The organism is Kitasatospora sp. NPDC047058, assembly GCF_040643935.1.
In the GTDB taxonomy this organism is placed as follows: domain Bacteria; phylum Actinomycetota; class Actinomycetes; order Streptomycetales; family Streptomycetaceae; genus Kitasatospora.
The window spans coordinates 12,290-37,186 of record NZ_JBEYVJ010000047.1 but is presented as its reverse complement, the minus strand read 5'-3'; the positions used below and the strand labels follow the sequence as shown (position 1 = coordinate 37,186).

The window sequence follows — 24,897 nt, the reverse complement described above, 5'->3', positions numbered from 1 at the left end:
GGGCCGCCGTCCCAGGCGGAGCGGCGGAAGAAGTCGAGCATGTCCTGGGTGCGGCTGAAGAGGGCGCGCGCCACGGCGCAGGCGGGCGCGGGCGGCGGCGCTCCCCCCGGTGCCCGCGCGTCGCACTCCCCCGCCGCCGTTACCGGTACTCGACACCGACGGGGCCTCCGGCTCTGGTCGATCGGCGGCGCCGGCTGGGGACGGCTCACCGATGGTGACGAATAGTGCCGAAAAGTGACATACCCAGCAGAACCCAGGCTATCCCGGCTTCCGGGTCGGCTTTTCCGATTGGCCTACCCGGCGTAGGCGCGGCGCGGCGGCGTCCGGCCCGGGGGCGGGACGCCGGGCGCGGCGGGGCCCGCGGAAGGCGGGCGCCGGGTGGGCGGCGGGGTGCTCAGGCGAATGGGCGGAGGGGTGCTCCGCCGGGTGCTCAGGGGGTGGTGGCGAGGAGCCGGGCGAGGTGCGGGAGGACGGCGCGGTCGTGGTCCAGCCAGTCGACCTCGGCCAGCTCCTCCGGGCCGAGCCAGCGCAGCTCGTCGTGGTCCTCCAGCGGCTGCGGGTCGCCGGAGACCAGGCCGGCCACCCACAGGTGCAGTTCCAGGCCCGGCCGGACCAGCCACGCACCGGGCAGCCGCTCCACCGCCCGCGCCCGGATGCCCAGCTCCTCCAGGAGCTCCCGCTCCAGCGCCTGCGGCTCGGTCTCGCCCGGCTCGGCCTTGCCGCCCGGGAACTCCCAGCGGCCGGCCACCTCGGCCGGTGCACTGCGGCGGGCGGCCAGCACCCGGCCCTGGTGGACGATGGCGCCGCCGACGACGATCCGGTTCTCCATGTCCCCGACCTTAGGGCGTGCCCCGGGGCCCTCCGGCTCCACCCAGTACAGCTGCTTGTGGCCGCGGGCCTCGAACTCGGCCGCCAGCCCGTCGGCCGCGACCCGGTCGAGGCCCCGGGCGACCTGGAAGCGGTTGCCGTTGTCGTCCTGCCGCATCACCCGAAAGGAGTCCATGCCGCTGAGCGTAGGGCCCGTGGCGGCGGTCGTGGGCGCGGCCCGTGGCGGCGCTCGCGGGCGCGCGGCCCCCGGCCCGCGTGGGGGTCGGGCCGGGACCGCGCCCGTCGGACGCTACGCCGGGCTCGCTACCGGCAGGTACGGGCCCGGTTAACGCCCGGTAAGGCCCGGTCCGGCAGGCCCCGCCGGCCCCGTCGGCACCGGGGTTGCGGCGCGGCAGGCGCGGTGGCGGGATCAGCGGGGCGGCGGGATCAGGTCTGGATGTCGCCGACCTGCTCGCCGGTCGAGAGCCCGAGCTCGCGGCGGACCTCCACCGACGCCTTGGCCGACTTGGCCACCAGGGACTTCGCCCGCCGCACCTCACGTTCGAGCGCGGTGCCGTCGGTGGTCTTCGCCGCGGTGTCCCAGACGGCGGCCGCCTCCCGCTGGGCGGCCACCAGCTCGGCCACCTTCGGCCGGGCGGCCTCCGGCCAGACCGTCGAGCCCTTGGACAGCTCCTCGGCCTCCTTGCGGGAGGCGTCGGCCATCTGCCGGGCCCACGCCCGGTACTCGGGGTTCGCGTCGGCGACCTCGGCGTCGGGCTCCTTCCAGAACACGGCGTTGAAGGACCGGGCGGCCTCCAGGTAGCCGAGCTGGGCCGGGGTCAGGGCGGCCCGGTCGGTCCGGACGCTGCCCCGGTGCTGGGTGTAGCGGTCCTCGTAGGTGCAGGTGACGGCGCGTTCGCCGGACTTCCAGTTGGCCCGGCTCGGGTAGAGGTAGACCTCCTCCATGCCGTCCGGCACGGCCCAGTAGTCGAGGGCGTACTCGTCAAGCACCGGGTCGCAGAGCGTGGCGGCACGCTCGCGGAGGCCGCTCTCACCGGGGTAGGGGCCGTCGCCGTCCGGGATCCGTACGGTGCCGGCCACCTCGCCGAAGTGCGGGCCGGCGCACGGCACCCTGAGCACCCAGGCGACGGTCTGGTCCCCGCCCTCGGGGTCGTCGCCCGTCGGGACACCGGGCGGGTTGTAGCAGTCGCCGGCCTTGAGCGCGGACCACAGCACGGATCCCGGCGGGGCCTTCGGGAGGTGCGGGGGGCGACCGGCCCGGTCGGACGGGTCGACGCCCTCGGCGAGCGCGCCGATGACGAGCATCAGGAAGGTCAGCACCCCGAGGACGCCGAAGACCACGCCGGACACGGCCATGCCGCGGCCGCGCTCGTTGCGCTTGGGGATCTGGACCAGCGCGACGGTGCCGAAGACCAGCGCGAGCGGCCACATGCAGAGCAGACCGGTGATCAGGGCGGCGACGGCGAAGCCGTTGGTGACCTCGGGGGCCTGCGGGTAGGCGTAGCCGGGCTGGAAGCCGGAGAGCGCGCCGGGCGGGACGGCGGCCCAGCCGGTGGCGGCCGGCGGCGGGACCGGCGGCACGGCGGCGCCGGCCCACGCCCGGGCGTCGGCGGCGGCACGGGCCGCGGCGGGGTCGGGGACGGCCCACGGGTCCACGGGCCTGGCGGGTTCGGCGGGCTGGACCGGCACGGCGGGTTCGGCCGGTGCGGCAGCGGGTTCGGCCGGGGCGGGCGGCTCGGTGTCCCGGGACGGCTTGGTCAGCTCCACCCGGCCGTCGGGCGCCGGCGCGTCCGGGGCCGCGGTCTCCGTGGCCGGGCTGTCCGTGGCCGGGCTGTCCGCGGCCGGGCCGACGGCGTCGGCACCGGCGTCGGCAGCTTCGGCGGCCGGAGCATCCGTCACCGGGCGGTCCACCACGCGCGGATCCGCCACGGGACCGGCCGGTGCCGGGATGTCCGCGGGAACGTCCGTGGGAACGTCCGCCACGGGGGCATCGGCCGCGGGGGCGTCCGGCGCGGGGGCGGGCGCGTCGGGCTCGGGACTGGACACGTGGGACTCCCCCGGCCCGCCGGTCACGGGCATCAGCTCGGCAGTTCGACTCGAACGTTCCGCAGACGGAGCACACCCCGGCGATGGGAACGGACGCGCGACTCTACCCGATCTTGCCGACAGCCCTTCCACCCCTTTTCGCACGCCCTTCCGGCACGTCCTACCCGCGCGCCAGCACCTCCCCGTGCAGCATCGCGAACCACCCGTCCCCGTCCGCCGCCCAGCCCCGCCAGCCGGCCGCGATCCGCTCCAGCTCCGCCCGGTCCGCATGGCCGCCCGCCACCGCCGTCGCGGCGAGGGCGGAGCCCACCGTGCGGTCGGCCCACATCCCGCCCCACCACTCCCGGCGCTCCGGCGTCGCGAACGTCCAGGTGCTGGAGGAGGCGGTGACCTCGGCGAAGCCCGCCGCCCGGGCCCAGGACAGCAGCCGCCGCCCGGCGTCCGGCTCGCCGCCGTTGGCCCGGGCGATCCGCCGGTACAGCTCCAGCCAGCGGTCCAGTTCGGGCACCTCCGGGTACCAGGTCATGCTCGCGTAGTCGACGTCCCGGGCGGCGACCACGCCGCCCTCCGCCGTCACCCGGCGCATCTCCCGCAGCGCGGCCACCGGATCGGCCACGTGCTGCAGCACCTGGTGGGCGTGCACCACGTCGAACTCCCCGTCCGCGCAGGGCAGTCCGTGGACGTCCGCGACCACGAAGACGATGTTGGACAGGCCACGCCCGGCGACGTGCGCGGCCGCCGCCTCCAGCACCTCGGCCGAGGTGTCGACGGCCACCACCCGCCCACCGGGGCCGACCAGTTCGGCCAGGTCGGCGGTGATGGTGCCGGGGCCGCAGCCGACGTCCAGCACGGCCTGCCCGGGCCGCAGGTGCGGCACCAGGTAGGCGGCCGAGTCGGCGGCGGTGCGGGAGCGGTGCGAGCGCAGCACGGACTCCTGGTGTCCGTGCGTGTAGGCGGCGGGCTGCGGTCCGGACATGGCGTCCCCCTGGGCGGGTCTCGGTTCTCCGACGCCCCCGACGCTACCGCTCGTCCCGCATGGCGAGAAGGTTCGTCTCATATTCCGATCGGATCGGGGCAGCCGGAAGCCCCCGGCCGGGTTGTGCGGCCGGGGGCTTCCGCCGTTCCGTCGTGCCTAGTTGAGGGTGAACCAGGTGGTGCGGGACTTCTTCCACTCGGGGTGGGTGAGGTCCTTGGCCGCCACGCCGTCGCCGTACAGGTCGGCGGAGCCGTCGTCGGTGATCAGCTGCACCCGGGCGCCGGCGGCGGTGAGGTCCGGGACGTCCGGCACGGCCTCCCAGCCGCCCGCGTCGCTGGTCGGCAGGTCCAGCACCTTGACGGGCTGCGAGCCGGGCTGGCCGTCCCAGCGGTAGAGCGCGTACGGGTCGGAGTTGTCGTCCGCGGCCCAGGAACCGGCCACGATCAGGTACTGGCCGAGCGCGTTGCGCCGCAGGTCGCGGACCGAGAGCCCGCCGAGGTCCAGCTCGATCGGGGCACCGAACGTGGCGTGTGCCGAACCGCCCGGCAGCGACGAGAAGTTGGTGACCGGCACGATCAGCGCCCGGCCGCCGGTGACCGCCGGGGCCAGCGGTGCGCGGAAGCCCACGTACGCGGTGGTGGAGCTGCCCGGGGCGAACTCCAGGCCCTCGACGTTGAACCCGTCGATCTGCTTGGGCACCTGGCCGTCCGCCGCGCCCGCCGCGAAGCCGTAGCGGTCGCCGTTGGCCCTGTCCCAGGCGATCAGGTCGGCGCGCAGGCCGGTGTACTTGCCCGCGAGCGCCAGCTGGGTGCTCGCGCCCGAGCCGGTGACGGTGGTGGCGAAGACGGTGTGCCGCTCCGTCTTGATGACGCCGTCCTTGTTGTTGCCCAGCGAGCCGGTCCAGTAGACGGTGTTGCCGACCCGGGTGGCGCCCTCGATGTCGATCTCCTTGGAGACGCCGAGCGCCGAGCTGAAGTCCCAGGTGCGGACCGGCGCGCCCGAGGCGTTGCGGTCGTAGAGCCGCAGCACGTTGGACTCGTCGTCGGCCACCACGATGTAGCCGCCGCCCGCGTCCACCGCCGCCGAGGCGTCGCTGGAGCCGGTCAGGTAGCGGCTGTCGGCCGAGTACTGCACGGTCGGCGAGGCCGCGTAGTGCAGCGTCTTGGACGCGGTCTTGCCGCCGAGGCCGGTGACCTTGATGGTGAGGTCGGTGTAGCCGACGCCCTGGGCGGCGACCGCGAGGGAGCGGGTCCCGGTGGTGCCGGTGACGGTGACGTCGCCGGTGCGGGCGACCGTGCTGCGGGTGCTCGCCGAGGCCGCCACGGTGAGCGCGGAGGCGGCGGCGCCGCTCTGGGCGACGGTGACGGTGACCGTCGGGTCACCGGTGGCGCCGACCGCGCCGGAGAGGTAGCCGGCGGAGAGGGTGATCGTGGGGGTTCCGTACGTCACGGCGGCGGCGGGCGAGGCCGGCAGCAGTGCGAGCACCGGCATCGCGGCGGCGGCGACGGCCGGGAGCAGGCCGCGGGAGAGGCGGGACACGGTGGCAGCCCTTCGACGGGGGGCGGTGCGAGGTCCGGACCAGGGTGGGGCCCGTCGGCGAACGCCGCCCCTCCGCCGGCGGGCCGCCGGACGAACAGCAGGCCTCTGCCGTTCGCGCCCGCGGCCGGGCCGTACGGTGGACGCGCACCCGACAGAACGGTTCCGCCATGACCCGCCCGCGCCCCTTCGTCCTGCTGAGCGCCGCGATGTCGCTCGACGGGCACCTCGACGACGCCTCCCCCGAACGGCTGCTGCTCTCCAACCCGGCCGACTTCGACCGGGTGGACGAGGAGCGGGCCGCCGCCGACGCGGTCCTGGTGGGCGGCAACACCCTGCGCGCGGACAACCCCCGGCTGCTGGTCAACGACCCCGGCCGGCGGGCGGCCCGGCTCGCCGCCGGACGGTCCGAGTACCCGCTGAAGGTCACGCTCAGCGCGAGCGGCGCGCTCGACCGGTCGCTGCGGTTCTGGCACACCGGCGGCGGGAAGCTCGCCTACTCCACGGACGCGGGCGCCGCCGTGCTGCGGCCGGCGCTGGACGAACTGGCCGAGGTGGTGGCGCTCGGCGGCTCGGTGGACCTGGGCGCGGTGCTGGACGACCTCGCCGCCCGCGGGGTGCGGCGGCTGATGGTCGAGGGCGGCGGCGGCGTGCACACCCAGTTCCTCGCCCAGGGCCTCGCCGACGAGCTCCAGCTCGCCGTCGCCCCGCTGCTGGTCGGTCAGGCCGGGGCGCCGCGCTTCGTCCACCCCGCCGCCTTCCCCGGCGGCCCGGCCCGCCGGATGCGGCTGCTGGAGGCCCGTACCGTGGGTGACGTCGTCCTGCTCAGGTACGCCCCGAAGGAGCCCGCCCCGTGACCGCCGACCCGTCCGACCTGCGTTTCCTCCGCAGGGCCGTCGAGCTCTCCCGCCGCTGCCCGCCCTCCGACACGGCGTTCTCGGTCGGCGCGGTGGTCGTCGGCGCGGACGGCGAGGTGCTCGCCGAGGGCTGGAGCCGGGAGACGGACCCGCACGACCACGCCGAGGAGGCGGCCCTCGCCAAGCTGCCGGCCGGCGACCCGCGGCTGCGCGGTGCGACCGTCTACAGCTCGCTGGAGCCCTGCGGGCAGCGCGCCTCGCGGCCGCGCCCGTGCGCCCGGCTGCTGATCGCGGCGGGTGTCCCGCGCGTGGTGGTCGCCTGGAGCGAGCCGGACACCTTCGTCGCGGAGACCCAGGGGACCTCCCTGCTGGAGGCGGCCGGGGTCGAGGTGGTGGAGCTGCCGGAGCTGGCCGGGGAGGCCCGCGCGGTCAACGCCCACCTGCTGGGCTGAGCCCCGCGGCCGGGCGTCACCCGGCCGCGGGGCCCCCGCCTCCGCTCAGCAGCGGGTGCGGGTGGCGAGCCAGCCCGCCATGGCACGGACGCCGACGCCGATCGCGCGCTCGTCCGGCGTGAACTGGTCGTAGTGCGGGAAGCTCGTCGTGATCGCGGCGCCGGGGGTGCGGACCCCGAGGAAGGTGTAGGTCCCCGGGATGCGGTCCAGGAACAGCGCGTAGTCCTCCCCGTTGAAGGGGAACGCGGCGTGGTTCACCGTCACCCCGCCGGGGCCGAGCACCCGCCGGAGGTGCCGGGCCAGGGCGGCGGCGTCGTTCTCCGGGCAGACCATGGCCGGGAAGGGCTCCTTGGGGTACGTGACGACCGCCCCGGCGTACGGCTGCGCCAGCCGGCGGATCTCCTCCCGGATCTCGACGTTGCGGTCCTCGGGCCAGCAGCGGAACGTCACGTCGACGGCGACGTTGCCCTCCGCGTCCGGCTTGTCCGCCGCCCTGGCGCGGATCACCACGAACCGGGCCAGCGGCCCGTCCGGCGTCTGCACGTCCGCGACCATCTGCTCCAGGTAGGCGTCCGCGGGCGTCGGCACCGGGGCCACCGTGGCCAGCCCGCCGAGCTCGGTCACCAGCCGGCCCGCCGCCGCCGGCGCGTCCGCGCCCGCCAGGGTGACCCTGGCCCAGTCCTGGCCCGGCAGCCCGCTGCCCGGAGTCACCGCGAACTGCCCCACCGGGTAGGGCCCGCAGTGCAGGGCGTGGATCTCCTCGGCGCCGGTGTCCTCCAGCACCCCGGCGTCGATCATCGCCCGGGCACCCGCCAGGCCCTCCTCGCCGGGCTGGAAGAAGAAGACCACCGTGCCGCTCAGCCGGTTCCGCAGCTGCGCCAGCACCTGCGCGACGCCGACGCCCACGGTGGTGTGGAGGTCGTGGCCGCAGGCGTGCGCCGCCGGGTGGTTCCGGTCCGAGGTGACGATGCCGTTCCCCGGCACCGCGTCCATGTCCGCCCGGTAGGCCACCGTCCGCCCGGGGCGCGCGCCCTTCAGGACCGCGACGATCCCGGTGCGCTCCAGCTCCTCGCCGTTCACCACGATGCGGCCGACGCCGGTGGTCACGTCGAGGCCCGCCGCGCGCAGCCGGCCGGCGACCGCCGCGGCGGTGTACGTCTCCCGCCCGGTCGTCTCGGGGTGCTGGTGCAGGTCGCGCCGCAGCGCGATCAGGCCGTCGTCGAGCCGGGTGGCGACGGCGTCGACCGCGGCCTGGTCGATCGGGTTGCGCCGGTTGCCCGGGTCCGCCGCTGCGGGAGTGCCGGACGCCAGGACGGCTCCGACGCCGGCCGCCGCCGTCCCTCCGAGCAGCGTGCGGCGGCTCAGGGCAGGCTTGTTCGGACGAGTCACTGAACTTCCCCCAAGATGTTCACGCGGTGCGGGCCGGGCCGGGCGGCCGTGCGGGTGCCGGCCTCGCCGGACACCCGCCCCCGCACAATTGATCATCAGTCAATCAAGTTCGCTCCCAGGGCAGTCAATGTCCGTCCGTCTCGAACAAGCGGCGGACTCTGTTCCGCTTGAGGTCCGCTCGGGGCCGGCTCGGGGTCAGCCCAGCCGGCCGAGGCCCGCCCGCAGCCGCCGGGCGTCCCGCAGCCGCTGCTCGTACGTCGCCCCCAGGACGAGCAGCAGCAGGCCGGCGGCGGCCAGCGGCGCCCAGCGCGGCAGCAGGCCGAGCACCTGGACGACGGTCGGCGCCAGTTCGTGCCCGCCGACCAGGAGCAGGGTCGCCCCACCGAGCAGCAGCGGAGCCTGCAGCCGGAACCGGACGCCCAGCACGGTCACCGCCACCGCCGCCGCGCCCAGCAGCAGCGGACGCAGCCAGTGCGTGTCGCCCCACGCCGCGACCAGGCTCGGCGCCAGCCCGAGCGCGAGCCCCGGGCCGTACGCCGCCCAGGAACGGACCTCGCGGTCGCGCCGCCGCTGCAGGCCGCCGAGCACCAGCGCGGCCGCCGACACCGAGAGGCTGTACGCCTCGGGCGCCCGCACCTCCCACAGCGCCAGCCGCAGCCAGGAGGCGGCGATCAGCAGCACGACCGCGGCGACGGTCGCCGGCCGGCGGCGGTCGCGGCGCAGCGCGATCCCCAGCGCGGCCACCCCGGCCACCGTCAGGGCGAAGCTCAGCCGCCCGAGGTCACCGGCCGTCAGGGCGCAGGCGACGGCGGCGAGCGCGTAGCCGGCGCCCTCGACCGCGCGGGAGACCGCGCGCCGGGCCGGGCGCGCCGCGGTCAGGGCCGCGACCGCGGCCGCGGCGACGGCCACCGCGAGCACGGCGAGCATGGCGTCGGGGAGCGCGAGACCGGCCGTCCAGCCGACGGCCGCCGCCTCGGCGCCCAGCGCCGACACGGCGAAGGCCGCGGTGACGTCGGGCCGTAGGGCCTTCGGCGTGGCGGAACGGGACCGGGCCGACAGCACCGTCAGCATCCCGGCGACGGCGGCGCCCAGGGCGAGCACGGTGATCGTCGCCGCCCGGTCGGCGAGCGCCCACAGCAGCGCGAGCACGGTGGCCGCCACCAGGCCGGGCGTCGCGGCCCGGCCCGTCGGGCCGGCCGGGCGCAGCACGGCGGCCGCGGCGGCGAGGACCGCGAGCCCGGCCGCGGTGGCGACCGCCGCGCCGTACGGCAGCCCGAGGGCCACCGGCAGCAGGGCCAGGCCGGGGACGCCGGCCACCGCGAGCACCGGCCCCGGCCAGGCGGGCCGCCCCACGGCGCGCCGCCGGCCGGGGCTCTGCCCCTCGGCGTCCTGCCCCTCGGCGTCCTGCCCGTCTGCTCCCTGTACCCCGGTGTCCTGCCCCTCGGAGCCCTGCTCCGCGGGCTTCCCGGCCGGCCCTTCCGCACGGAGCACCTCGGCGTTGAGCGCGTGGAGCGCCGCCAGGACGACGACCGGCAGCCAGTAGGCGGTCAGCCCGGCCGCCGGAACCGGCCAGGCCGGGAGCACGGGCACGGTCGCGGACGCCCAGACGGCGTCCACGTGCGTGAGCGGCACGAACAGCGCGGGCACCACCTGCGCCACGGAGGCGACCGAGCTCACCAGCAGGGTCAGCCCCGCCACCCGGAACAGCCCGACGGACAGCACCTCGGCGGGCTCCCCCGCCGGCTCGCCGGAGGCCGCCCGGCCCCGCGGACGGACGACCGCCCCCGCCGCGACGGCGAGCAGCGCCGCCGGCCACGCGAACCCCGCCGCACTCCAGCCCGCCGGCAGCAGGTGGCCGAACGTGCCGCCGGCGGCCGCCAGCACCGCGGCCCCGGCCGTCCCGGCGGCCAGCAGCCGGTTGCCGGCCGACAGCCCGGGCAGCCCGACCCCCGGGTACGGCCGCGCCACGGCCAGCGCCAGCAGCGCCAGCCCGCCGAGCGGCAGCCAGGCCCGGACCGCCTCCGGAATCCCGTCGTCCGCCGCCACGGCCGTCCGGTGCAGCCCGGCCGCCAGCGAGACGTTCACGGCGAGCAGACCGCCCAGCAGGCCGCTCAGCACGGTGACCACACCGGCCGCCGGCAGCAAGCGCCCGAGGCGCAGCCGGTCGCGCAGCCCCTCGCGCGCGGACACCCCGCGCAGCACCGCGTAGTCCACCGCCGCCGTGGCCACCAGCGCGGTGGCGTTGCCGATCACGTCGCCCAGCCCGGCCGCCCTCACGCCGAGCAGCGCCGGCAGCCGTCCCAGCAGGAAGCCCACCGCCAGCGGCGCCCGCAGCCGGGTCGTGGCCCCGTACCCCATCGCCCCCGCGGCGACCAGCGCGGTGACCACCGCCCAGTAGCCGGGCGCGCCCACGGCGTCCAGGCCGGCCAGCCCCGCGGCGCGGGTGGCGTAGCAGTCCAGCAGCACCAGGACCAGCCCGATGGTGGCGAAGGTCTCCGCGGTGGCCGCAAGTCCCTTGCGGCGCAGGGGAACCGGCGCGGCGAGGGCGCACCCGGTCAGCGCGAGCAGCACGGCGGTCCGGCCGCCGAGGCCGAGGTGGCCCCAGCTGACCACGGTGAAGACCAGGGCGGCGACGACCACCAGCGCGCCGCCGAGCACCAGCAGCGCGGTCTGCGCCGAACGCCCGGACACCTCGGACGCCCCGCCGGCCCCCGTCGGCGGCCCGGCCCACACCGAGGCCGGCCCGGGCGCGGGATCGGGCGCGTACCGCAGCGCGCGCAGCCGGCCGAGCAGCACGGCCCGCTCCTCCAACAGCGCCAGGCGCCGCAGGTCGAGCTGCTGCAGCCCCTGCTCCACCCGCCAGAGCTGCGCGGCGACGGCCCCCTGCAGCGGCAGCCGGCACCCGGGGCACCGGGCCGGCGGCCGCTCCCCGAGCGGGGCCCCGCAGTCCGGGCAGCCGGGCGGCCCGGCGGGCACGTCCGGGCGCGGGGGCGTCTCACCGGACGGTGCGGACTCGGGGGACGGCTGGCTCTCCATGCTCCGGAGTCTGCCGATCCCCGCCCGCCCGGCACATGAGTACGCGTACTCATCCGTCCCGTGCGAAGCACCCGGACACGCCGGGAGGGGGCGGCGCCCCACCGGGCCCCGCCCCCTCCCGGGGTGCGCACGCGTCAGACGTTGAAGCGGAACTCCACCACGTCGCCGTCCTGCATGACGTACTCCTTGCCCTCGATACGGGCCTTGCCCTTGGCGCGGGCCTCGGCGATGGAGCCGGTCTCGACCAGGTCGGCGAAGGAGATCACCTCGGCCTTGATGAAGCCCTTCTGGAAGTCCGTGTGGATCACGCCGGCGGCCTCGGGGGCGGTGGCGCCCTTCTTGATCGTCCAGGCGCGGGTCTCCTTGGGGCCGGCCGTGAGGTAGGTCTGCAGGCCGAGGGTGGCGAAGCCGACCCGGGCGAGGGTGGCGAGGCCGGGCTCCTCCTGGCCCATGGACTGGAGGAGTTCGAGGGCCTCGGCGTCGTCCAGCTCGATCAGCTCGGACTCGATCTTGGCGTTGAGGAAGATCGCCTCGGCCGGGGCGACCAGCCCGCGCTGGGCGTTCTTGAAGTCCTCGTCGGCCAGCTCGTCCTCGTCCACGTTGAAGACGTAGAGGAAGGGCTTGGCGGTCAGCAGGTGCAGCTCACGGATCGGGGTGGTGTCGAAGCCGGCCTCGAAGAGGGTCTTGCCGGTCTCCAGGACCGCCTGCGCGGCCTCGGCGGCGGCCAGCACGGGGGCGGTGTCCTTCTTGAGGCGCGCCTCCTTCTGGAGCCGGGGCAGCACCTTCTCGATGGTCTGGAGGTCGGCCAGGATCAGCTCGGTGTGGATGGTCTCGATGTCGTCCTTGGGCGACACCTTGCCGTCCACGTGCACCACGTCCGGGTCGGTGAAGGCGCGGACGACCTGGCAGATCGCGTCCGACTCCCGGATGTTGGCGAGGAACTTGTTGCCCAGGCCCTCGCCCTCACTGGCGCCGCGCACGATGCCCGCGATGTCGACGAAGTCGACGGTGGCCGGGAGGATGCGCTGCGAGCCGAAGATCTCGGCGAGCTTGGCCAGCCGCTCGTCCGGGACGCCGACGACGCCGACGTTCGGCTCGATGGTGGCGAACGGGTAGTTGGCCGCCAGCACGTCGTTCTTGGTCAGGGCGTTGAACAGGGTCGACTTGCCGACGTTCGGCAGGCCGACGATTCCGATCGTGAGCGACATGAAGCGCAGTCCCGTGGGCTTGGAGGAGTTGGGTCGGCACCGTACGGGCCGATCCCCCAGTCTACGGGCAGCCGGTCAGGCCCCGGCCTCCGCCGGTTCCGGCTCCAGGAACTCCAGACGGTTGCCCAGCCGGTCGCTGGAGTGGAAGCGACGGTGACCGGGCAGGTTGTCGTCCCAGACGACCTCGTGGCCGTGCGCGGCCAGCCGCTCGGCGAGCGCGTCCAGCGCCCGCACCTGGATGCCCGGGTGCCCCTTCCGGGCCGGCCGGAACTCCGGCACCACGCCCAGGGCCTGTCCGGCGGATCTTGTCGGATCAGACCGCGGCGTCTGAGTGCGTGCATCGCAAGGCGGAGGATGGGGGCACCTCCCGGCCGAAGGCTGGGGGCGTGCGTGCTCTGGGGGTACCTCCCAGCCGCCAGGCTGGGGGAGCGTCGCGGGCCCGGCAAGATCCGCCGGACAGGCCCTAGGTGCACCTCGACCCCGCCGCCGCGGAACCAGCAGCCGCCGCGGGCGGCCAGCACCGGGGGCTTGGCCAGCTCCGTCATGTCGAGCACGCCGTGCCAGAAGGCGCGGCACTCGTCCTCCGCGCCGGCCGGCATGTCGAGCTGGACGTGGTGCAGCCGTTCGAAGGTGAATTCGCTGGTCAGGCTTCCCCCGTGGCTGGTTGAGCGACGATCACATGAGTACTCCGTTCGGAGACACGGAGCAAGGCCCGGACGGCCATTACACAGTGTGGCGATGATCGGACCGTACGTTGGGTGGGTGGAGCAGAGCATCCGAACCCAGCCGCCAGGGCCCAGACGCCGACCGCCGAACGGTGCGGCCGGGGCCGCCGTCCCCGGGCCCGGACGGGCCCCCGAGACCGCCGAACCGGCCGGCACCGCCGCCTCCTCCCGGCTACGCCCCGTGGCCGGAGCGCCCGAACGCGGCCGCCCCGGCGCGGCCCGGCCCCGGCTGCGGCTGCCGTTCGGCGCCCGGACGGACGACCGGGCGGCCGAACGCGCCGGCGAACGGATCGGCGAACGCGCGGGCGAACGGCTGGACGGGCGCCTCGGGGAACGCACCGGCGAGCGCGGTGGCGGCCGCCCGAACGGCCGCCTCTACGGGCGCCGGCGCACCGGGCGGCCGACCCGGCTGACCGCCGTCGGCACCGGTGTGGCCGCCGTGGTCGCGACCGTCGCGGTGGCCGGCCTGGACCGGCTGGTCCTCGGCGGGCCCGGGGTGCTGTTCGGCATCGGCTACCTGCTGATCTGCTTCCAGCTGGCCGTCCGGGTGCGCTTCGCCGACCTGCTGGCCGCGCCGATCAGCGGGCCGATCGGCTTCGCCGTCGCCCTGCTGCTGCTCGGCCCGGTCACGTCCTCCGGGGTGACCGCCCAGGTGGTGGCGCTGGCGACCGGCCTGGCGCTGCGGGCCGGCTGGCTGTTCTCCGGCACCGGACTGGCGGCGGCCATCGTGCTCGCCCGGTTCGTGGCCCAGCGGCGGATCCACCGCGCGCGCTGAGCGGAGCGGCCGGGCGGCCCCTCCGCTCCTCGCGACGGCGGCTCCCGAGGCGGGTCCCGGGACCGGTCCTAGCCGGCGGCGCGGGCCGCCGCCATCGCCGCCCCGACGATCCCGGCGTCGTTGCGCAGCTCCGCCGGGACGACCCGCGCCTCGCGCCCGCGCAGCAGCGGCATGAACTTCTCGTGCTTGCGGCTCACCCCGCCGCCGATCACGATCAGCTGCGGCGAGAACAGCATCTCCACCAGGTCGAGGTACTCGTCGACCCGCCCCGCCCACTGTTCCCAGCTCAGGTCGTGCCGCTCCCTGGCCGCCGAGGAGGCCCGGCGCTCGGCGTCCTTGCCGCGCAGCTCCAGGTGGCCCAGCTCGGTGTTGGGCACCAGCACGCCGTCCACGAAGAGGGCGCTGCCGATGCCGGTGCCGAAGGTGAGGACCATGACGACCCCGGCCCGGTCGCGCCCGGCGCCGTGGGTGAGCTCGGCGAGCCCGGCCGCGTCGGCGTCGTTGAGCACGGTGGCCGGCAGGTCGAGCGCCTCGCGGAACAGGCCGGCGGCGTCCAGGCCGATCCAGCCCTTGTCGACGTTGGCCGCGGTTCTGGTCTGACCGTTCACCACCACGCCGGGGAAGGTCAGCCCGACCGGGCCGCGGTGGCCGAAGTGCCTGACCACCTCGCGGACGGCGGCGACCACGGCCTCCGGTGCCGAAGGCTGCGGGGTGAGGACCTTGTGCCGCTCCTGGGCGAGCACACCCAGGCCGAGGTCGACGGGGGCACCCTTGATGCCCGAACCGCCGATGTCCACACCGAATACCGCCGTCATGACGACCGCCCTCCGCCGACTCCGTTGTCCACGCCCTCAGGCCGGGTTGTCCACAGCCTGTGCATACCTGCGCACCAAGCTACGAGAGCCCGCCCGGCCGTGCACAGCGGAAAACCCGGCACCCCGTGGCGGGGTGCCGGGTTTTCCGGACTTCCTCGGACAGCTCCTACAGCTTGCCCGCGGCCTCGGCGCGCAGGTCGCGGCGGAGCTCCTTGGGCAGCGAGAAGGTCAGGTGCTCCTCGGCGGTCTTGACGGTCGACACGTCGCCGTAGCCGCGCTCGGCCAGCCAGTCCAGGACGCCCTCGACCAGGATCTCCGGCACCGAGGCGCCGCTGGTCAGGCCGACCGTGGTGACGCCCTCCAGCCACGACTCCTGGATCTCGTCGGCGAAGTCCACCAGGTGGGCGGCCTTGGCGCCGTACTCCAGGCCGACCTCGACCAGGCGGACGGAGTTGGAGGAGTTCTTGGAGCCGACCACGATCAGCAGGTCGGTCTCCGGCGCCATCTGCTTGACGGCGACCTGGCGGTTCTGGGTGGCGTAGCAGATGTCGTCGCTGGGCGGGCTGACCAGCAGCGGGAAGCGCTTCTTCAGCTCGCCGACGGTGGCCATGGTCTCGTCCACCGAGAGCGTGGTCTGGGAGAGCCAGACGACCTTGGACTCGTCGCGGACCTCGACGGCCGCCACGTCCTCGGCACCGTCCACCAGGTGGATCCGGTCCGGCGCCTCGCCCATGGTGCCGATGACCTCCTCGTGGCCCTCGTGGCCCACCAGCAGGATGTCGAAGCCCTCGTCGGCGAAGCGGACGGCCTCCTTGTGCACCTTGGTGACCAGCGGGCAGGTGGCGTCGACGGTGGCGAGCTTGCCGGCCCGGGCCTCGTCGTGGACGGACGGCGCGACGCCGTGCGCGGAGAACACCACGATCGAACCCTCGGGCACCTCCTCCGTCTCGTCGACGAAGATCGCGCCCTGCTTCTCCAGGGTCTGCACCACGTACTTGTTGTGGACGATCTGCTTGCGGACGTAGATCGGCGCCCCGTACTGCTCCAGGGCCTTCTCCACGGCGATCACGGCGCGGTCGACGCCCGCGCAGTAGCCCCGGGGGGCGGCGAGCAGGACACGGCGCTGCGCGGTGTTGGACATGGCTCCATCGTACGGGCGGGAGAGAGCCGCGCCGACGGGAGCCGCTTCCGGACCGGAATCCGTCGTGAATGCTCACGTCCGGAGTTTGCGGAGTCCACGGGCGCGCCTGCGCTGTCGGCGTCCGCCGCTAGCCTCGTACGCATGGCCAACACCAGCTCCCCCGAAGCCCCGCTCCCGGTCGGCAAGGTCTCCGCGCTGATCGGCGGCTGGATCGACCGGCTCGGCGCGGTCTGGGTCGAGGGCCAGATCACCCAGTTGAGCCGGCGGCCGGGCGCGGGCGTGGTGTTCCTGACGCTGCGCGACCCGCAGGCGGACGTCTCGCTGACGGTGACCTGCTTCCGCTCGGTCTTCGACCAGGTCGCGGACGTGGTGCAGGAGGGCTCGCGGGTCGTCGTGCACGCGAAGCCGGAGTGGTACGCGGCGCGCGGCCAGCTGTCGATGCGGGCCTCGGAGATCCGGCTGGTCGGGCTGGGTGAACTGCTGGCCCGGCTGGAGCAGCTGAAGCGGCGGCTCGCCGGGGAGGGCCTGTTCGCGGCCGACCGCAAGCGGCCGCTGCCGTTCCTGCCGCAGTGCATCGGCCTGGTCACCGGGCGCGGCTCGGCGGCCGAGCGGGACGTCCTGGAGAACGCCCGGCGGCGCTGGCCGGCCGTCCGCTTCGAGGTGCGCAACGTCCCCGTGCAGGGGGTCAGCGCGGTGGAGCGGGTGAGCGCGGCCGTCCGGGAGCTGGACGAGCACCCCGAGGTGGACGTGATCATCGTGGCGCGCGGCGGCGGCAGCGTGGAGGACCTGCTGCCGTTCTCGGACGAGGGCCTCGTCCGGCTGGTCGCGGCGGCCCGGACGCCGGTGGTCAGCGCGATCGGGCACGAGCCGGACCAGCCGCTACTGGACTTCGTCGCGGACCTGCGCGCCTCCACCCCGACGGACGCCGCCAAACGGGTGGTGCCGGACGTCGGCGAGGAGCTGGCCAAGGTCCGCAACCTGCGCGACCGGGCCCGGCGGCACGTGCTCGGCCGGGTCGACCGCGAGCAGCACGGGCTGGACGGCGTCCGCAGCCGCCCGGCGCTGGCCGCACCGCACCGGATGCTGGACGGCCGCGGCCAGGAGGTCGCGGCCCTGCTGGAGCGCGCCCGGCGCACCCTCGGGCACCGGCTGGACCACGCGCAGAGCGACCTCGGGCACACCCTGGCCCGGGTGGTCGCGCTCTCCCCGGCGGCCACCCTGGAGCGCGGCTACGCGGTGCTGCAGCGGGCCGACGGCACGGTGGTGACCGACCCGGCCCAGGTCGCGGCCGGCGACGGGCTGCACGCCCGGGTGGCGGGCGGCGGGTTCTCCGTCACCGTGGCGGAGCCGGCAGAGCCGTCGGCGGCGCCGGCGGAGTCGGCCGTGCCCGCGGAGTAGCCGGCCGGCGCCCGGGCCCGCACCGGCCGGGGCCGTACTGTCGGCGCCAGCCCCTACGCTGGCTCTCATGGCAGATCAGCAGCAGGAAGAGGCGGCGCCGCGGACGCCGGACGACGCGCTCGGGTACGAGCACGCCCGGGACGCACTGCTGGAGGTGGTCCGGCAGCTGGAGAACGGCGGCACCTCGCTGGAGGAGTCGCTGGCGCTCTGGGAGCGCGGCGAGCAGCTGGCCAAGGTCTGCCAGCGCTGGCTGGACGGCGCCCGGGCCCGGCTGGACGCCGCGCTGGCCGCCGAGGAGGGCGAGCCGGACGGAAACTGACGCGCCCTGGCCGGATCGTTTCGCCGCATGGCCGGTTCGCATGCGTTCCGGCCCGAATGTGACACGGGTCACCTCGCCGACGGGAACAGTTGAAACTTCACTCATGTTGTGTACGAGTGATCGGCACCGGCCGGTCGAACGACGAACCCCGTCACTCATGAGGTGTAGAAGCATGACCACCGACGCTCTGGTACTGGACGCCGCCGCTCAGGACCTGCTCTTCCGTGAGGCCCGCACGGCGAACACCTTCACCGACGAGCCGGTGTCCGAGGAGCAGATCCAGGCCATCTACGAGCTGGTGAAGTTCGGCCCGACCGCCTTCAACCAGCAGCCGCTGCGCGTCGTCCTGGTCCGCTCGACCGAGGGCCGCGAGCGCCTCGTCCAGCACATGGCCGACGGCAACAAGGCCAAGACCGCCGCCGCCCCGCTGGTCGCCATCCTCGCCGTGGACAACGAGTTCCACGAGGAGCTGCCGACCCAGCTGCCGCACTTCCCGCAGGCCAAGGACATGTTCTTCAGCGAGCGCCCGGTCCGCGAGGCCTCGGCCACGCTGAACGGCGCCCTGCAGGCCGGCTACTTCATCATCGGCGTCCGCGCCGCCGGCCTGGCCGCCGGCCCGATGACCGGCTACAACGCCGCGGGCATCAACAAGGAGTTCTTCGCCGACGGCGAGCACTCGGTGCTGGCCGTGGTGAACATCGGCAAGCCGGGCGAGGACGCCTGGTTCCCGCGTTCGCCGCGCCTGGCCTACGACGAGGTCGTCACCACCGTCTGAGCCCGCCCGGGCACGACGAAGGGCCCCGCACCGGTTCCGGCCGGTGCGGGGCCCTTCCGCATGTCCGCGGAGCGGGAACGCCCCGTGTCCGTGGGGCGGGAACGCCCCTACTTGAGGGCCTGGGCCAGCTCGGCCAGCTCCTCGTAGGAGGCGGTGCCGGTGAGCACCGTGGTGGCGCCGGTTCCGTCCTGGACGGTGAGGGCGCGCTCCTTGGGACCCTGGAGGCGCTCCCAGGACCTCCCGGCCACCTCCGCGGTGCCGTCCGGCTTGCCGCCGGCCACCGTGGTGGCGAGGACCGCGTCCCGGCCGAGGTCGCTCTGCTCGACGGCGGCGTACTGGCCGGACGGGGTGACGAAGCCCAGGTGCCAGGCGTTGCCCTTGCCCTTGCCCAGCGAGGCGGGCTCGTAGGTCACCGAGGTCGCCCGCCACCGGTCGGAGAGGCCCTCCGGGGCGAGCAGCGGGTACGGGGCGGCGCGCTTCGCCGAGGCGGCGGCCACCCGGTAGTCCTTCGTGTGGACGCCGTCGCCGCTCGCGTCGTGCGGCAGGAACAGGTACCCGATCCAGACCACGACGCCGACCGCCAGCATCGACAGGACCATGTCCCGTACCGTCTGCCGGCCCCTCATGCCTCTGCTCTCTCCAGCCACCCCCACATGGTGACTCATCCGGCCCTCGGCACCGGCACCCGGGGTGCCCCCGGACGGGTGAACAGGGGCAAACAGGCCCTTTTCGCCGGAGGGTGGCGACATGCGCCACAGACAGTCATCTCGTGGGCAGATACGATCGCAGGACCCTCACCACGGCGTTCGACCTGGCAGTAGTCGGGCGCTCACTGGCCGTCGCGTACAGAGAGGTAACGACGATGACCACGCAGTACCCGCACCACCTCCCCAGCGCCCTGGAGGTCGCGCCGGAGGCTCCCGACCGGAACCTCGCGCTCGAGCTCGTCCGGGTCACCGAGGCGGCCGCCATGGCCGCCGGCCGCTGGGTCGGCCGCGGCGACAAGAACGGCGCCGACGGCGCAGCCGTGAAGGCCATGCGCACCCTCGTCTCCACCGTCTCGATGAACGGCGTCGTCGTCATCGGCGAGGGCGAGAAGGACGAGGCGCCGATGCTGTACAACGGCGAGCGGGTCGGCGACGGCACCGGCGCCGAGTGCGACGTCGCGGTGGACCCGGTCGACGGGACCACGCTCACCGCCAAGGGCATGAACAACGCCGTCGCCGTGCTGGCCGTGGCCGACCGCGGCACCATGTTCGACCCCAGCGCGGTCTTCTACATGGACAAGCTCGTCGCCGGCCCCGAGGCCGCCGAGTTCGTCGACATCACCGCCCCGCCGGCCGTCAACATCCGCCGGGTCGCCAAGGCCAAGGGCAGCGCCGTCGAGGACGTCACCGTCGTCGTCCTGGACCGCCCGCGCCACGAGGGCCTGGTCCGGGAGATCCGCGAGGCGGGCGCCCGGATCAAGTTCATCTCCGACGGCGACGTCGCCGGCGCCATCATGGCCGCCCGCGAGGGCACCGGCGTCGACCTGCTGATGGGCATCGGCGGCACCCCCGAGGGCATCATCGCCGCCTGCGCGATGAAGTGCATGGGCGGCGTCATCCAGGGCCGCCTGTGGCCCAAGGACGAGGCCGAGCGCCAGAAGGCCCTCGACGCCGGGCACGACCTGGACCGGGTGCTCACCACCGACGACCTGGTCAGCGGCGAGAACGTGTTCTTCGTCGCCACCGGCATCACCGACGGCGAGCTGCTGCGCGGCGTGCACTACCGCCAGGAGACCGCCACCACCAGCTCGCTGGTCATGCGCTCCAAGAGCGGCACCATCCGCGAGATCCACTCCACCCACAAGCTGTCCAAGCTGCGGGCGTACAGCGCGATCGACTTCGACCGGGCCAACTGAGCACGGCTCACGGCTCCGTCACCCCCGCGGCCTCGGCGAAATCCCCCTTCGCCGAGGCCGCGGGCGTATCAACGGGCGTACCGGCGGGTGTACCCGTGGGCGCACCGCACCGGCGGGCGCAGCGGCTGCCGGGGGCGCCCTCCCGGGCTCAGCCCGCTATCCGGCGCGGCCGGGCGGCCTCGCGCAGCTCCGTGTCCCGGCGCCGCCGGCGGGCCAGCACCACCCGGCGCTCGGCAGCGGTCAGCCCGCCCCACACGCCGTACGGCTCCGGCTGCGCCAGCGCGTGCTCACGGCACTCCAGCAGCACCGGGCAGCGCGCACAGACCTGCTTCGCCTGTTCCTCCCGCGAGAGCCGGGCGGCCGTCGGCTCCTTGGACGGCGCGAAGAACAGCCCCGCCTCGTCCCGCCGGCAGGCCGCGCCGGTGTGCCAGGGGTCGTCGTCGCCCTGCGGGTTCGGGACGGGCCGCTGCTCCAGCAACTGCGCGGCGGCGACGGGCGATACGGGGCGGGACTCGATCGGATGCAGCACGGCCGTACTCCTGACGAGGCTCTCGGACACGGGGAAGCTCGCGCCCCTGCCCGGCTGCGAGCCCCCGCTCTCACCCCCCGGGCCGGCCTCAGGCCGCCTCCGGTGCGCAGCCGTACAAGAAGCGATGTGCGAGAGGAACTACCCAGTAGCGCTGCGATTCATGCACACTGCACGCAATCGACTACAGCCTGCACTCGCCACAACGGCGAGTGCCCGGGCGGGAGTTGCCGCCACCCGGGCACCCCGGTGCGCTCGGGCCGGGCCGGTCAGTCGGTGCCGAGCTGCTTGCGCACCCACTCCTTGAGCTTCTTGCCCTTGCGCGGCTTCGCCTCGCAACCGCCGAACACCGCCGCGCCCTTGACCCGGACGACCGGCGCGTACGGGTCCGCGGCGGTCTGCTCCTTGACGTCGAAACCGCCGAAGATCCCGACGCCGCTGCCGTGCAGGCTGACGTTCTCCGGCACCTTGATCTCCACCCCGCCGAAGATCGCCACCACCTCGATGACCACCTCCGGCGACTCGAAGACCGCGTCGGTCAGGTCGATCTCCACGCCGCCGAACGCCGCCACCGCGCGCAGGTGCGAACCGACCCGCCAGCGGCCCTTGCGGGACGCGCCGCCGAAGATCGCCACCATGGTCGGCGCCTCCTGCCGGGCCGGCGGCCGCGCCGGGCGCGGGGCCGCGTCCGGGGCGTCCAGCGGAGGCTTCTCGAAGGAGATCGAGCGGTGCGCGGGCAGGTCCCGGGTCAGCGGCGCGAGGTCCCCCATCGTCTTGGCGGCGTACGCGGCCTCGATCCGCTCGGCGTGCTCCTCGACGTCCAGCCGGCCCTCGGCGTAGGCGTCGCGCAGCAGTTCGGCCACCCGTTCGCGGTCGGCGTCCGAGGCCCGCATCTCGGCCTCCGCCACCGGGGCGTGCGCGGCGGGCTTGGTCATCGGTACGGGCGGCTGCCCCTGGTCGTCCTGGTCGTCCCTCGACGGCAAGTTGTCCACGGCCCAAGCCTAGTCATCCGGGCAACCCCCGCACACGTGTCCGAGTGGCCCCGATCACGCAGGCCGACCCGTCCGCGTGCGACGTTTCACCGGGTCCTACCCTTGGGGGTGCTTCGCCGACGCAGCCGGACACACTGGAACACTAAGGACCGCCGCCATGGCTCCCACGCCAGACTTCGAGTACAGCGACCTGCTCCCCCTGGGCGCCGACCCGACCCCGTACCGCAAGCTGACCTCCGAGGGTGTCTCCACCTTCGAGGCCGGCGGCCGCACCTTCCTCCAGGTCGAGCCCGAGGCCCTCCGGCTGCTCACCGCCGAGGCGATGCACGACATCTCGCACTACCTCCGCCCCGCCCACCTCGCCCAGCTGCGCCGCATCCTGGACGACCCGGAGGCCAGCCCCAACGACCGCTTCGTCGCGCTGGACCTGCTGAAGAACGTCAACATCTCGGCCGGCGGCATCCTGCCGATGTGCCAGGACACCGGCACCGCCATCGTCATGGGCAAGCGCGGCCAGAACGTGCTGACCGAGGGCGGCGACGAGTCGGCGATCGCGCGCGGCGTCTACGACGCGTACACCAAGCTCAACCTGCGCTACTCCCAGATGGCGCCGGTCACCACGTGGGACGAGAAGAACACCGGCAACAACCTGCCGGCCCAGATCGAGCTGTACGCCACCGACGGGGACGCCTACAAGTTCCTCTTCATGGCCAAGGGCGGCGGCTCCGCCAACAAGTCGTACCTGTACCAGGAGACCAAGGCGATCCTGAACGAGGCGAGCATGCTCTCGTTCCTGGAGCAGAAGATCCGCTCGCTCGGCACCGCGGCCTGCCCGCCGTACCACCTGGCGATCGTGATCGGCGGCACCAGCGCCGAGTTCGCGCTCAAGACCGCCAAGTACGCCTCCGCGCACTACCTGGACCACCTGCCGACCGAGGGCAACGCCAGGACCGGGCACGGCTTCCGCGACCTGGAGCTGGAGGCCAAGGTCACCGAGCTGACCCAGAAGATCGGCATCGGCGCCCAGTTCGGCGGCAAGTACTTCTGCCACGACGTGCGGGTCGTCCGCCTGCCGCGCCACGGCGCCTCGCTGCCGGTCGCCATGGCCGTCTCCTGCTCCGCCGACCGCCAGGCGCTCGGCAAGATCACCGCCGAGGGCGTCTTCCTGGAGCAGCTGGAGACCGACCCGGCCAAGTACCTGCCGGACACCACCGACGAGCACCTCGACGACGACGTCGTGCGCATCGACCTCGACCAGCCGATGTCGGCGATCCGCAGCGAGCTCTCCAAGTACCCCGTGAAGACCCGGCTCTCGCTGACCGGCACCCTGGTCGTCGCCCGCGACATCGCCCACGCCAAGATCAAGGAGCGCCTGGACGCCGGCGAGGGCATGCCCAAGTACCTCCAGGACCACCCGGTCTACTACGCCGGCCCCGCGAAGACCCCCGAGGGCTACGCCTCCGGCTCCTTCGGCCCCACCACCGCCGGCCGGATGGACTCCTACGTCGACCAGTTCCAGGCCGCCGGCGGCTCGATGGTCATGCTGGCCAAGGGCAACCGCTCCAAGCAGGTCACGGACGCCTGTGCCGCGCACGGCGGCTTCTACCTCGGCTCCATCGGCGGCCCGGCCGCCCGGCTCGCCCAGGACTGCATCAAGAAGGTCGAGGTCCTGGAGTACGCCGAGCTGGGCATGGAGGCCGTCTGGCGGATCGAGGTCGAGGACTTCCCGGCGTTCATCGTGGTGGACGACAAGGGCAACGACTTCTTCCGCGAGACCACCGAGGGCCCGCTGATCACCAACCTGCGGGTCCGCTCGAAGGAGTAGCCCCCGCCCCCGGCCCCTTTGCCGAGCTCCCTCCGCCCCGGTCGCGTCCGCCGCGACCGGGGCGGCTGTGCTCACGCGTCGAAGTCGTACTCCAGGACGTAGGAGGCCGCGTCCAGGATCATCTCGTTCAGTTCGACCACCTGGCCCTCGTCAGCGAAGGCGGTGCGGCAGATCAGGATGACCGGGGTCCCGGCCGAGAGCTCCAGGCGGGTGCCCTCCTCCGCGCTGGGCATCCGGGAGCGGACCTCCTCGCGGAAGTGCACCGGCTTCGCGCCGATCTCCGCCAGGCGCGCGTACGTGCCGCCCGGGCCGGTGTCCTCGCGGGTGATCGCCGTCCCGGCGACCAGGCCGGCCGGCAGGTAGGACGTCGACAGCAGCACCGGCTTGCCGTCCAGGACGAACCGCCGGTGGCGCACGCACATCGGCTCGCCCGGGTCGACCCCGAGCACCCGCGCCACGTGCTCCGGCGCGCCCCGCTCGGTGACCGAGACCTGGTCGACCACCAGCGTGCGGTTGTCGATGTCCGCCGACCATATCGACCGGCCCGACCCCCACTGCCCCTGGGCGAGCCGCTGGATCCCGCGCCGGCGCAGCGGCCGGAAGTCCCGCACGAAGACCCCGGCCCCGCGGCGCGCCTCGGCGATGCCCTCGCTCTGCAGCACGCCGAGCGCCTGGCGGGCGGTCATCCGGGCCACGCCGTACTCGTCCATCAGGTCGTTCTCGCCCGGCAGGCGGTCGCCGGCGCGGTACTCGCCGGCGTCGATCGCCGCCTTCAGGGTGTCGGCGATCCGCTGGTACTTGGGCTGTTTCTCGCCACTGCTGCCGACCATCGCCTTCTCCCTCGTCCTCGCCGGAAATCGTAGGCGCACCCGCGCCCACCGGTAAGCCGATAGGACTGGTACGACCGTTGACATCTCTAGAGATATTAGCTTCTCTAGAGATGCTGGGTAGTCGCCGAGCAGAAACCGAGCCACGACAGCGACCAGGGCCGGCACAGCCACCGCCGCGCCCGTACCAGAGCAAGGGAGCACTGCGGTGAGCACCCGTAAGCGCGACTCCGCCCCGGCCTACCGGCCGCGCGTGGGCGAACTCGTCCTCGACACCAGGACCGGCCGCACCGGCATCTACATGGACACCCTCGGCGGGGAGCACTACCTGCGCCCCCGGGCCGGCGGCCGCGAGTGGACCGCCCGCCCCGACCAGGTCGGCCCGGCCCCGGACGACCCCGACCCCGACACCTCCCCCGGCCCGGCCGAGACCGCCCGCGCCCGGTTACGCGCCCACCTCGCCGCCCGCAACCGCGACTCCCGCCTCAACGAGAGCCAGGTGGCGTGACGGGGGCCCGGAACGACGAGTGCCCCGCACCCACGAGGTG

The 24,897-nt window shown here is 74.7% G+C and carries 21 protein-coding genes and 3 pseudogenes; 9 read left to right on the top strand and 15 right to left on the bottom strand.

Annotated elements, in window-relative coordinates:
• A partial coding sequence (locus tag ABZ885_RS10390) for a hypothetical protein (RefSeq protein ID WP_360185980.1) occupies nucleotides 1-225 on the top strand: 225 nt, incomplete at its 5' end.
• Nucleotides 226-430: 205 nt separating this feature from the next.
• Here ABZ885_RS10390 and ABZ885_RS10385 read toward each other — a convergent pair.
• The 4 genes from ABZ885_RS10385 to ABZ885_RS10370 all read right to left on the bottom strand — a co-directional run bounded on the left by ABZ885_RS10385 (nucleotide 431) and on the right by ABZ885_RS10370 (nucleotide 5,341).
• A complete protein-coding gene (locus tag ABZ885_RS10385; protein WP_360185995.1) occupies nucleotides 431-829 on the bottom strand; it encodes an NUDIX domain-containing protein in 399 nt (132 codons plus the stop codon).
• 425 nt (nucleotides 830-1,254) lie between these two features.
• Nucleotides 1,255-2,874, bottom strand: coding sequence for a DUF4190 domain-containing protein (locus ABZ885_RS10380; RefSeq protein WP_360185977.1), 1,620 nt, complete (start codon nucleotides 2,872-2,874; stop codon nucleotides 1,255-1,257).
• A 160-nt stretch (nucleotides 2,875-3,034) separates the two neighbouring features.
• The gene (locus tag ABZ885_RS10375; protein ID WP_360185974.1) at nucleotides 3,035-3,850 is read right to left on the bottom strand and encodes a methyltransferase domain-containing protein; all 816 of its coding nucleotides are present in this window, start codon (nucleotides 3,848-3,850) and stop codon (nucleotides 3,035-3,037) included.
• Between the two features lie 156 nt (nucleotides 3,851-4,006).
• A complete protein-coding gene (locus tag ABZ885_RS10370; protein WP_360185992.1) occupies nucleotides 4,007-5,341 on the bottom strand; it encodes a hypothetical protein in 1,335 nt (444 codons plus the stop codon).
• Between the two features lie 215 nt (nucleotides 5,342-5,556).
• On the opposite strand from ABZ885_RS10370, the pseudogene ABZ885_RS10365 reads away from it, so the two are divergent.
• A pseudogene (locus ABZ885_RS10365) lies at nucleotides 5,557-6,695 on the top strand (dihydrofolate reductase family protein).
• 45 nt (nucleotides 6,696-6,740) lie between these two features.
• Here ABZ885_RS10365 and ABZ885_RS10360 read toward each other — a convergent pair.
• The 5 genes and pseudogenes from ABZ885_RS10360 to ABZ885_RS10340 form a co-directional block, all read right to left on the bottom strand.
• A complete protein-coding gene (locus ABZ885_RS10360) occupies nucleotides 6,741-8,084 on the bottom strand; it encodes a M20/M25/M40 family metallo-hydrolase (protein ID WP_360185971.1) in 1,344 nt (447 codons plus the stop codon).
• A gap of 195 nt (nucleotides 8,085-8,279) precedes the next feature.
• Nucleotides 8,280-11,120 carry a hypothetical protein gene (locus ABZ885_RS10355; protein WP_360185968.1) on the bottom strand — a complete coding sequence of 947 codons (2,841 nt, stop codon included), beginning with the start codon at nucleotides 11,118-11,120 and terminating at the stop codon, nucleotides 8,280-8,282.
• Nucleotides 11,121-11,254: 134 nt separating this feature from the next.
• Nucleotides 11,255-12,328: a redox-regulated ATPase YchF gene (gene ychF, locus ABZ885_RS10350; protein ID WP_360185965.1), complete on the bottom strand. Its 1,074-nt coding sequence runs from the start codon at nucleotides 12,326-12,328 to the stop codon at nucleotides 11,255-11,257.
• A gap of 75 nt (nucleotides 12,329-12,403) precedes the next feature.
• Nucleotides 12,404-12,616 (bottom strand): annotated as a pseudogene (locus ABZ885_RS10345) (glyoxalase); the annotation flags it as partial.
• 173 nt (nucleotides 12,617-12,789) lie between these two features.
• Nucleotides 12,790-12,927, bottom strand: a pseudogene (locus ABZ885_RS10340) (glyoxalase); the annotation flags it as partial.
• 163 nt (nucleotides 12,928-13,090) lie between these two features.
• Between ABZ885_RS10340 and ABZ885_RS10335 the strand changes: the two are divergent.
• Nucleotides 13,091-13,828 (top strand): DUF6542 domain-containing protein, encoded by a 738-nt coding sequence (locus ABZ885_RS10335; protein WP_360185961.1) that lies wholly within the window; start codon nucleotides 13,091-13,093, stop codon nucleotides 13,826-13,828.
• A 68-nt stretch (nucleotides 13,829-13,896) separates the two neighbouring features.
• Here ABZ885_RS10335 and ppgK read toward each other — a convergent pair whose 3' ends face one another.
• Both ppgK and ABZ885_RS10325 read right to left on the bottom strand, forming a co-directional pair.
• Complete coding sequence (gene ppgK, locus ABZ885_RS10330; protein ID WP_360185958.1) at nucleotides 13,897-14,643, bottom strand: polyphosphate--glucose phosphotransferase; 747 nt, start codon at nucleotides 14,641-14,643, stop codon at nucleotides 13,897-13,899.
• Between the two features lie 166 nt (nucleotides 14,644-14,809).
• Nucleotides 14,810-15,784 (bottom strand): 4-hydroxy-3-methylbut-2-enyl diphosphate reductase, encoded by a 975-nt coding sequence (locus ABZ885_RS10325; protein WP_360185955.1) that lies wholly within the window; start codon nucleotides 15,782-15,784, stop codon nucleotides 14,810-14,812.
• A 141-nt stretch (nucleotides 15,785-15,925) separates the two neighbouring features.
• On the opposite strand from ABZ885_RS10325, the gene xseA reads away from it, so the two are divergent.
• The 3 genes from xseA (at nucleotide 15,926) to ABZ885_RS10310 (ending at nucleotide 18,276) form a co-directional block, all read left to right on the top strand.
• Nucleotides 15,926-17,182, top strand: coding sequence for an exodeoxyribonuclease VII large subunit (gene xseA / locus ABZ885_RS10320; protein WP_360185953.1), 1,257 nt, complete (start codon nucleotides 15,926-15,928; stop codon nucleotides 17,180-17,182).
• Between the two features lie 67 nt (nucleotides 17,183-17,249).
• Entirely contained in the window at nucleotides 17,250-17,501 is a 252-nt protein-coding gene (locus ABZ885_RS10315; RefSeq protein ID WP_360185950.1) for an exodeoxyribonuclease VII small subunit, read from the top strand.
• Nucleotides 17,502-17,673: 172 nt separating this feature from the next.
• The gene (locus ABZ885_RS10310) at nucleotides 17,674-18,276 is read left to right on the top strand and encodes a malonic semialdehyde reductase (RefSeq protein ID WP_360185948.1); all 603 of its coding nucleotides are present in this window, start codon (nucleotides 17,674-17,676) and stop codon (nucleotides 18,274-18,276) included.
• A gap of 107 nt (nucleotides 18,277-18,383) precedes the next feature.
• On the opposite strand, the gene ABZ885_RS10305 is transcribed toward ABZ885_RS10310, so the two are convergent.
• Nucleotides 18,384-18,902, bottom strand: coding sequence for a DUF4245 domain-containing protein (locus ABZ885_RS10305; RefSeq protein ID WP_360185945.1), 519 nt, complete (start codon nucleotides 18,900-18,902; stop codon nucleotides 18,384-18,386).
• A 236-nt stretch (nucleotides 18,903-19,138) separates the two neighbouring features.
• Here ABZ885_RS10305 and glpX point away from each other — a divergent pair, with 236 nt between their 5' ends.
• Nucleotides 19,139-20,179, top strand: a complete 1,041-nt coding sequence (glpX, locus tag ABZ885_RS10300; RefSeq protein WP_360185943.1) for a class II fructose-bisphosphatase — start codon at nucleotides 19,139-19,141, stop codon at nucleotides 20,177-20,179.
• Nucleotides 20,180-20,327: 148 nt separating this feature from the next.
• Here the strand turns inward: glpX and ABZ885_RS10295 are convergent, their stop codons facing one another.
• Both ABZ885_RS10295 and ABZ885_RS10290 read right to left on the bottom strand, forming a co-directional pair.
• Complete coding sequence (locus ABZ885_RS10295) at nucleotides 20,328-20,657, bottom strand: WhiB family transcriptional regulator (protein WP_360185989.1); 330 nt, start codon at nucleotides 20,655-20,657, stop codon at nucleotides 20,328-20,330.
• A gap of 317 nt (nucleotides 20,658-20,974) precedes the next feature.
• Nucleotides 20,975-21,640, bottom strand: a complete 666-nt coding sequence (locus ABZ885_RS10290; protein WP_360185986.1) for a DUF1707 domain-containing protein — start codon at nucleotides 21,638-21,640, stop codon at nucleotides 20,975-20,977.
• Nucleotides 21,641-21,854: 214 nt separating this feature from the next.
• On the opposite strand from ABZ885_RS10290, the gene ABZ885_RS10285 reads away from it, so the two are divergent.
• Complete coding sequence (locus ABZ885_RS10285; protein ID WP_360185940.1) at nucleotides 21,855-23,522, top strand: fumarate hydratase; 1,668 nt, start codon at nucleotides 21,855-21,857, stop codon at nucleotides 23,520-23,522.
• A gap of 71 nt (nucleotides 23,523-23,593) precedes the next feature.
• On the opposite strand, the gene ABZ885_RS10280 is transcribed toward ABZ885_RS10285, so the two are convergent.
• Nucleotides 23,594-24,352, bottom strand: coding sequence for a GntR family transcriptional regulator (locus ABZ885_RS10280; RefSeq protein ID WP_360185937.1), 759 nt, complete (start codon nucleotides 24,350-24,352; stop codon nucleotides 23,594-23,596).
• A gap of 205 nt (nucleotides 24,353-24,557) precedes the next feature.
• On the opposite strand from ABZ885_RS10280, the gene ABZ885_RS10275 reads away from it, so the two are divergent.
• Nucleotides 24,558-24,857 carry a hypothetical protein gene (locus ABZ885_RS10275; protein WP_360185934.1) on the top strand — a complete coding sequence of 100 codons (300 nt, stop codon included), beginning with the start codon at nucleotides 24,558-24,560 and terminating at the stop codon, nucleotides 24,855-24,857.
• The last annotated feature ends 40 nt before the right edge of the window (nucleotides 24,858-24,897 follow it).

What these genes read in the sequence shown, in the direction of transcription:
- ABZ885_RS10385 (WP_360185995.1), bottom strand. Translation starts at nt 829, where the DNA reads ATGGAGAACCGGATCGTCGTCGGCGGCGCCATCGTCCACCAGGGCCGG.
- ABZ885_RS10375 (WP_360185974.1), bottom strand. Translation starts at nt 3,850, where the DNA reads ATGTCCGGACCGCAGCCCGCCGCCTACACGCACGGACACCAGGAGTCC.
- ABZ885_RS10370 (WP_360185992.1), bottom strand. Translation starts at nt 5,341, where the DNA reads ATGCCGGTGCTCGCACTGCTGCCGGCCTCGCCCGCCGCCGCCGTGACG.
- ABZ885_RS10355 (WP_360185968.1), bottom strand. Translation starts at nt 11,120, where the DNA reads ATGGAGAGCCAGCCGTCCCCCGAGTCCGCACCGTCCGGTGAGACGCCC.
- ychF (WP_360185965.1), bottom strand. Translation starts at nt 12,328, where the DNA reads ATGTCGCTCACGATCGGAATCGTCGGCCTGCCGAACGTCGGCAAGTCG.
- ppgK (WP_360185958.1), bottom strand. Translation starts at nt 14,643, where the DNA reads ATGACGGCGGTATTCGGTGTGGACATCGGCGGTTCGGGCATCAAGGGT.
- ABZ885_RS10325 (WP_360185955.1), bottom strand. Translation starts at nt 15,784, where the DNA reads ATGTCCAACACCGCGCAGCGCCGTGTCCTGCTCGCCGCCCCCCGGGGC.
- xseA (WP_360185953.1), top strand. Translation starts at nt 15,926, where the DNA reads ATGGCCAACACCAGCTCCCCCGAAGCCCCGCTCCCGGTCGGCAAGGTC.
- ABZ885_RS10315 (WP_360185950.1), top strand. Translation starts at nt 17,250, where the DNA reads ATGGCAGATCAGCAGCAGGAAGAGGCGGCGCCGCGGACGCCGGACGAC.
- ABZ885_RS10310 (WP_360185948.1), top strand. Translation starts at nt 17,674, where the DNA reads ATGACCACCGACGCTCTGGTACTGGACGCCGCCGCTCAGGACCTGCTC.
- ABZ885_RS10305 (WP_360185945.1), bottom strand. Translation starts at nt 18,902, where the DNA reads ATGAGGGGCCGGCAGACGGTACGGGACATGGTCCTGTCGATGCTGGCG.
- glpX (WP_360185943.1), top strand. Translation starts at nt 19,139, where the DNA reads ATGACCACGCAGTACCCGCACCACCTCCCCAGCGCCCTGGAGGTCGCG.
- ABZ885_RS10290 (WP_360185986.1), bottom strand. Translation starts at nt 21,640, where the DNA reads ATGACCAAGCCCGCCGCGCACGCCCCGGTGGCGGAGGCCGAGATGCGG.
- ABZ885_RS10285 (WP_360185940.1), top strand. Translation starts at nt 21,855, where the DNA reads ATGGCTCCCACGCCAGACTTCGAGTACAGCGACCTGCTCCCCCTGGGC.
- ABZ885_RS10280 (WP_360185937.1), bottom strand. Translation starts at nt 24,352, where the DNA reads ATGGTCGGCAGCAGTGGCGAGAAACAGCCCAAGTACCAGCGGATCGCC.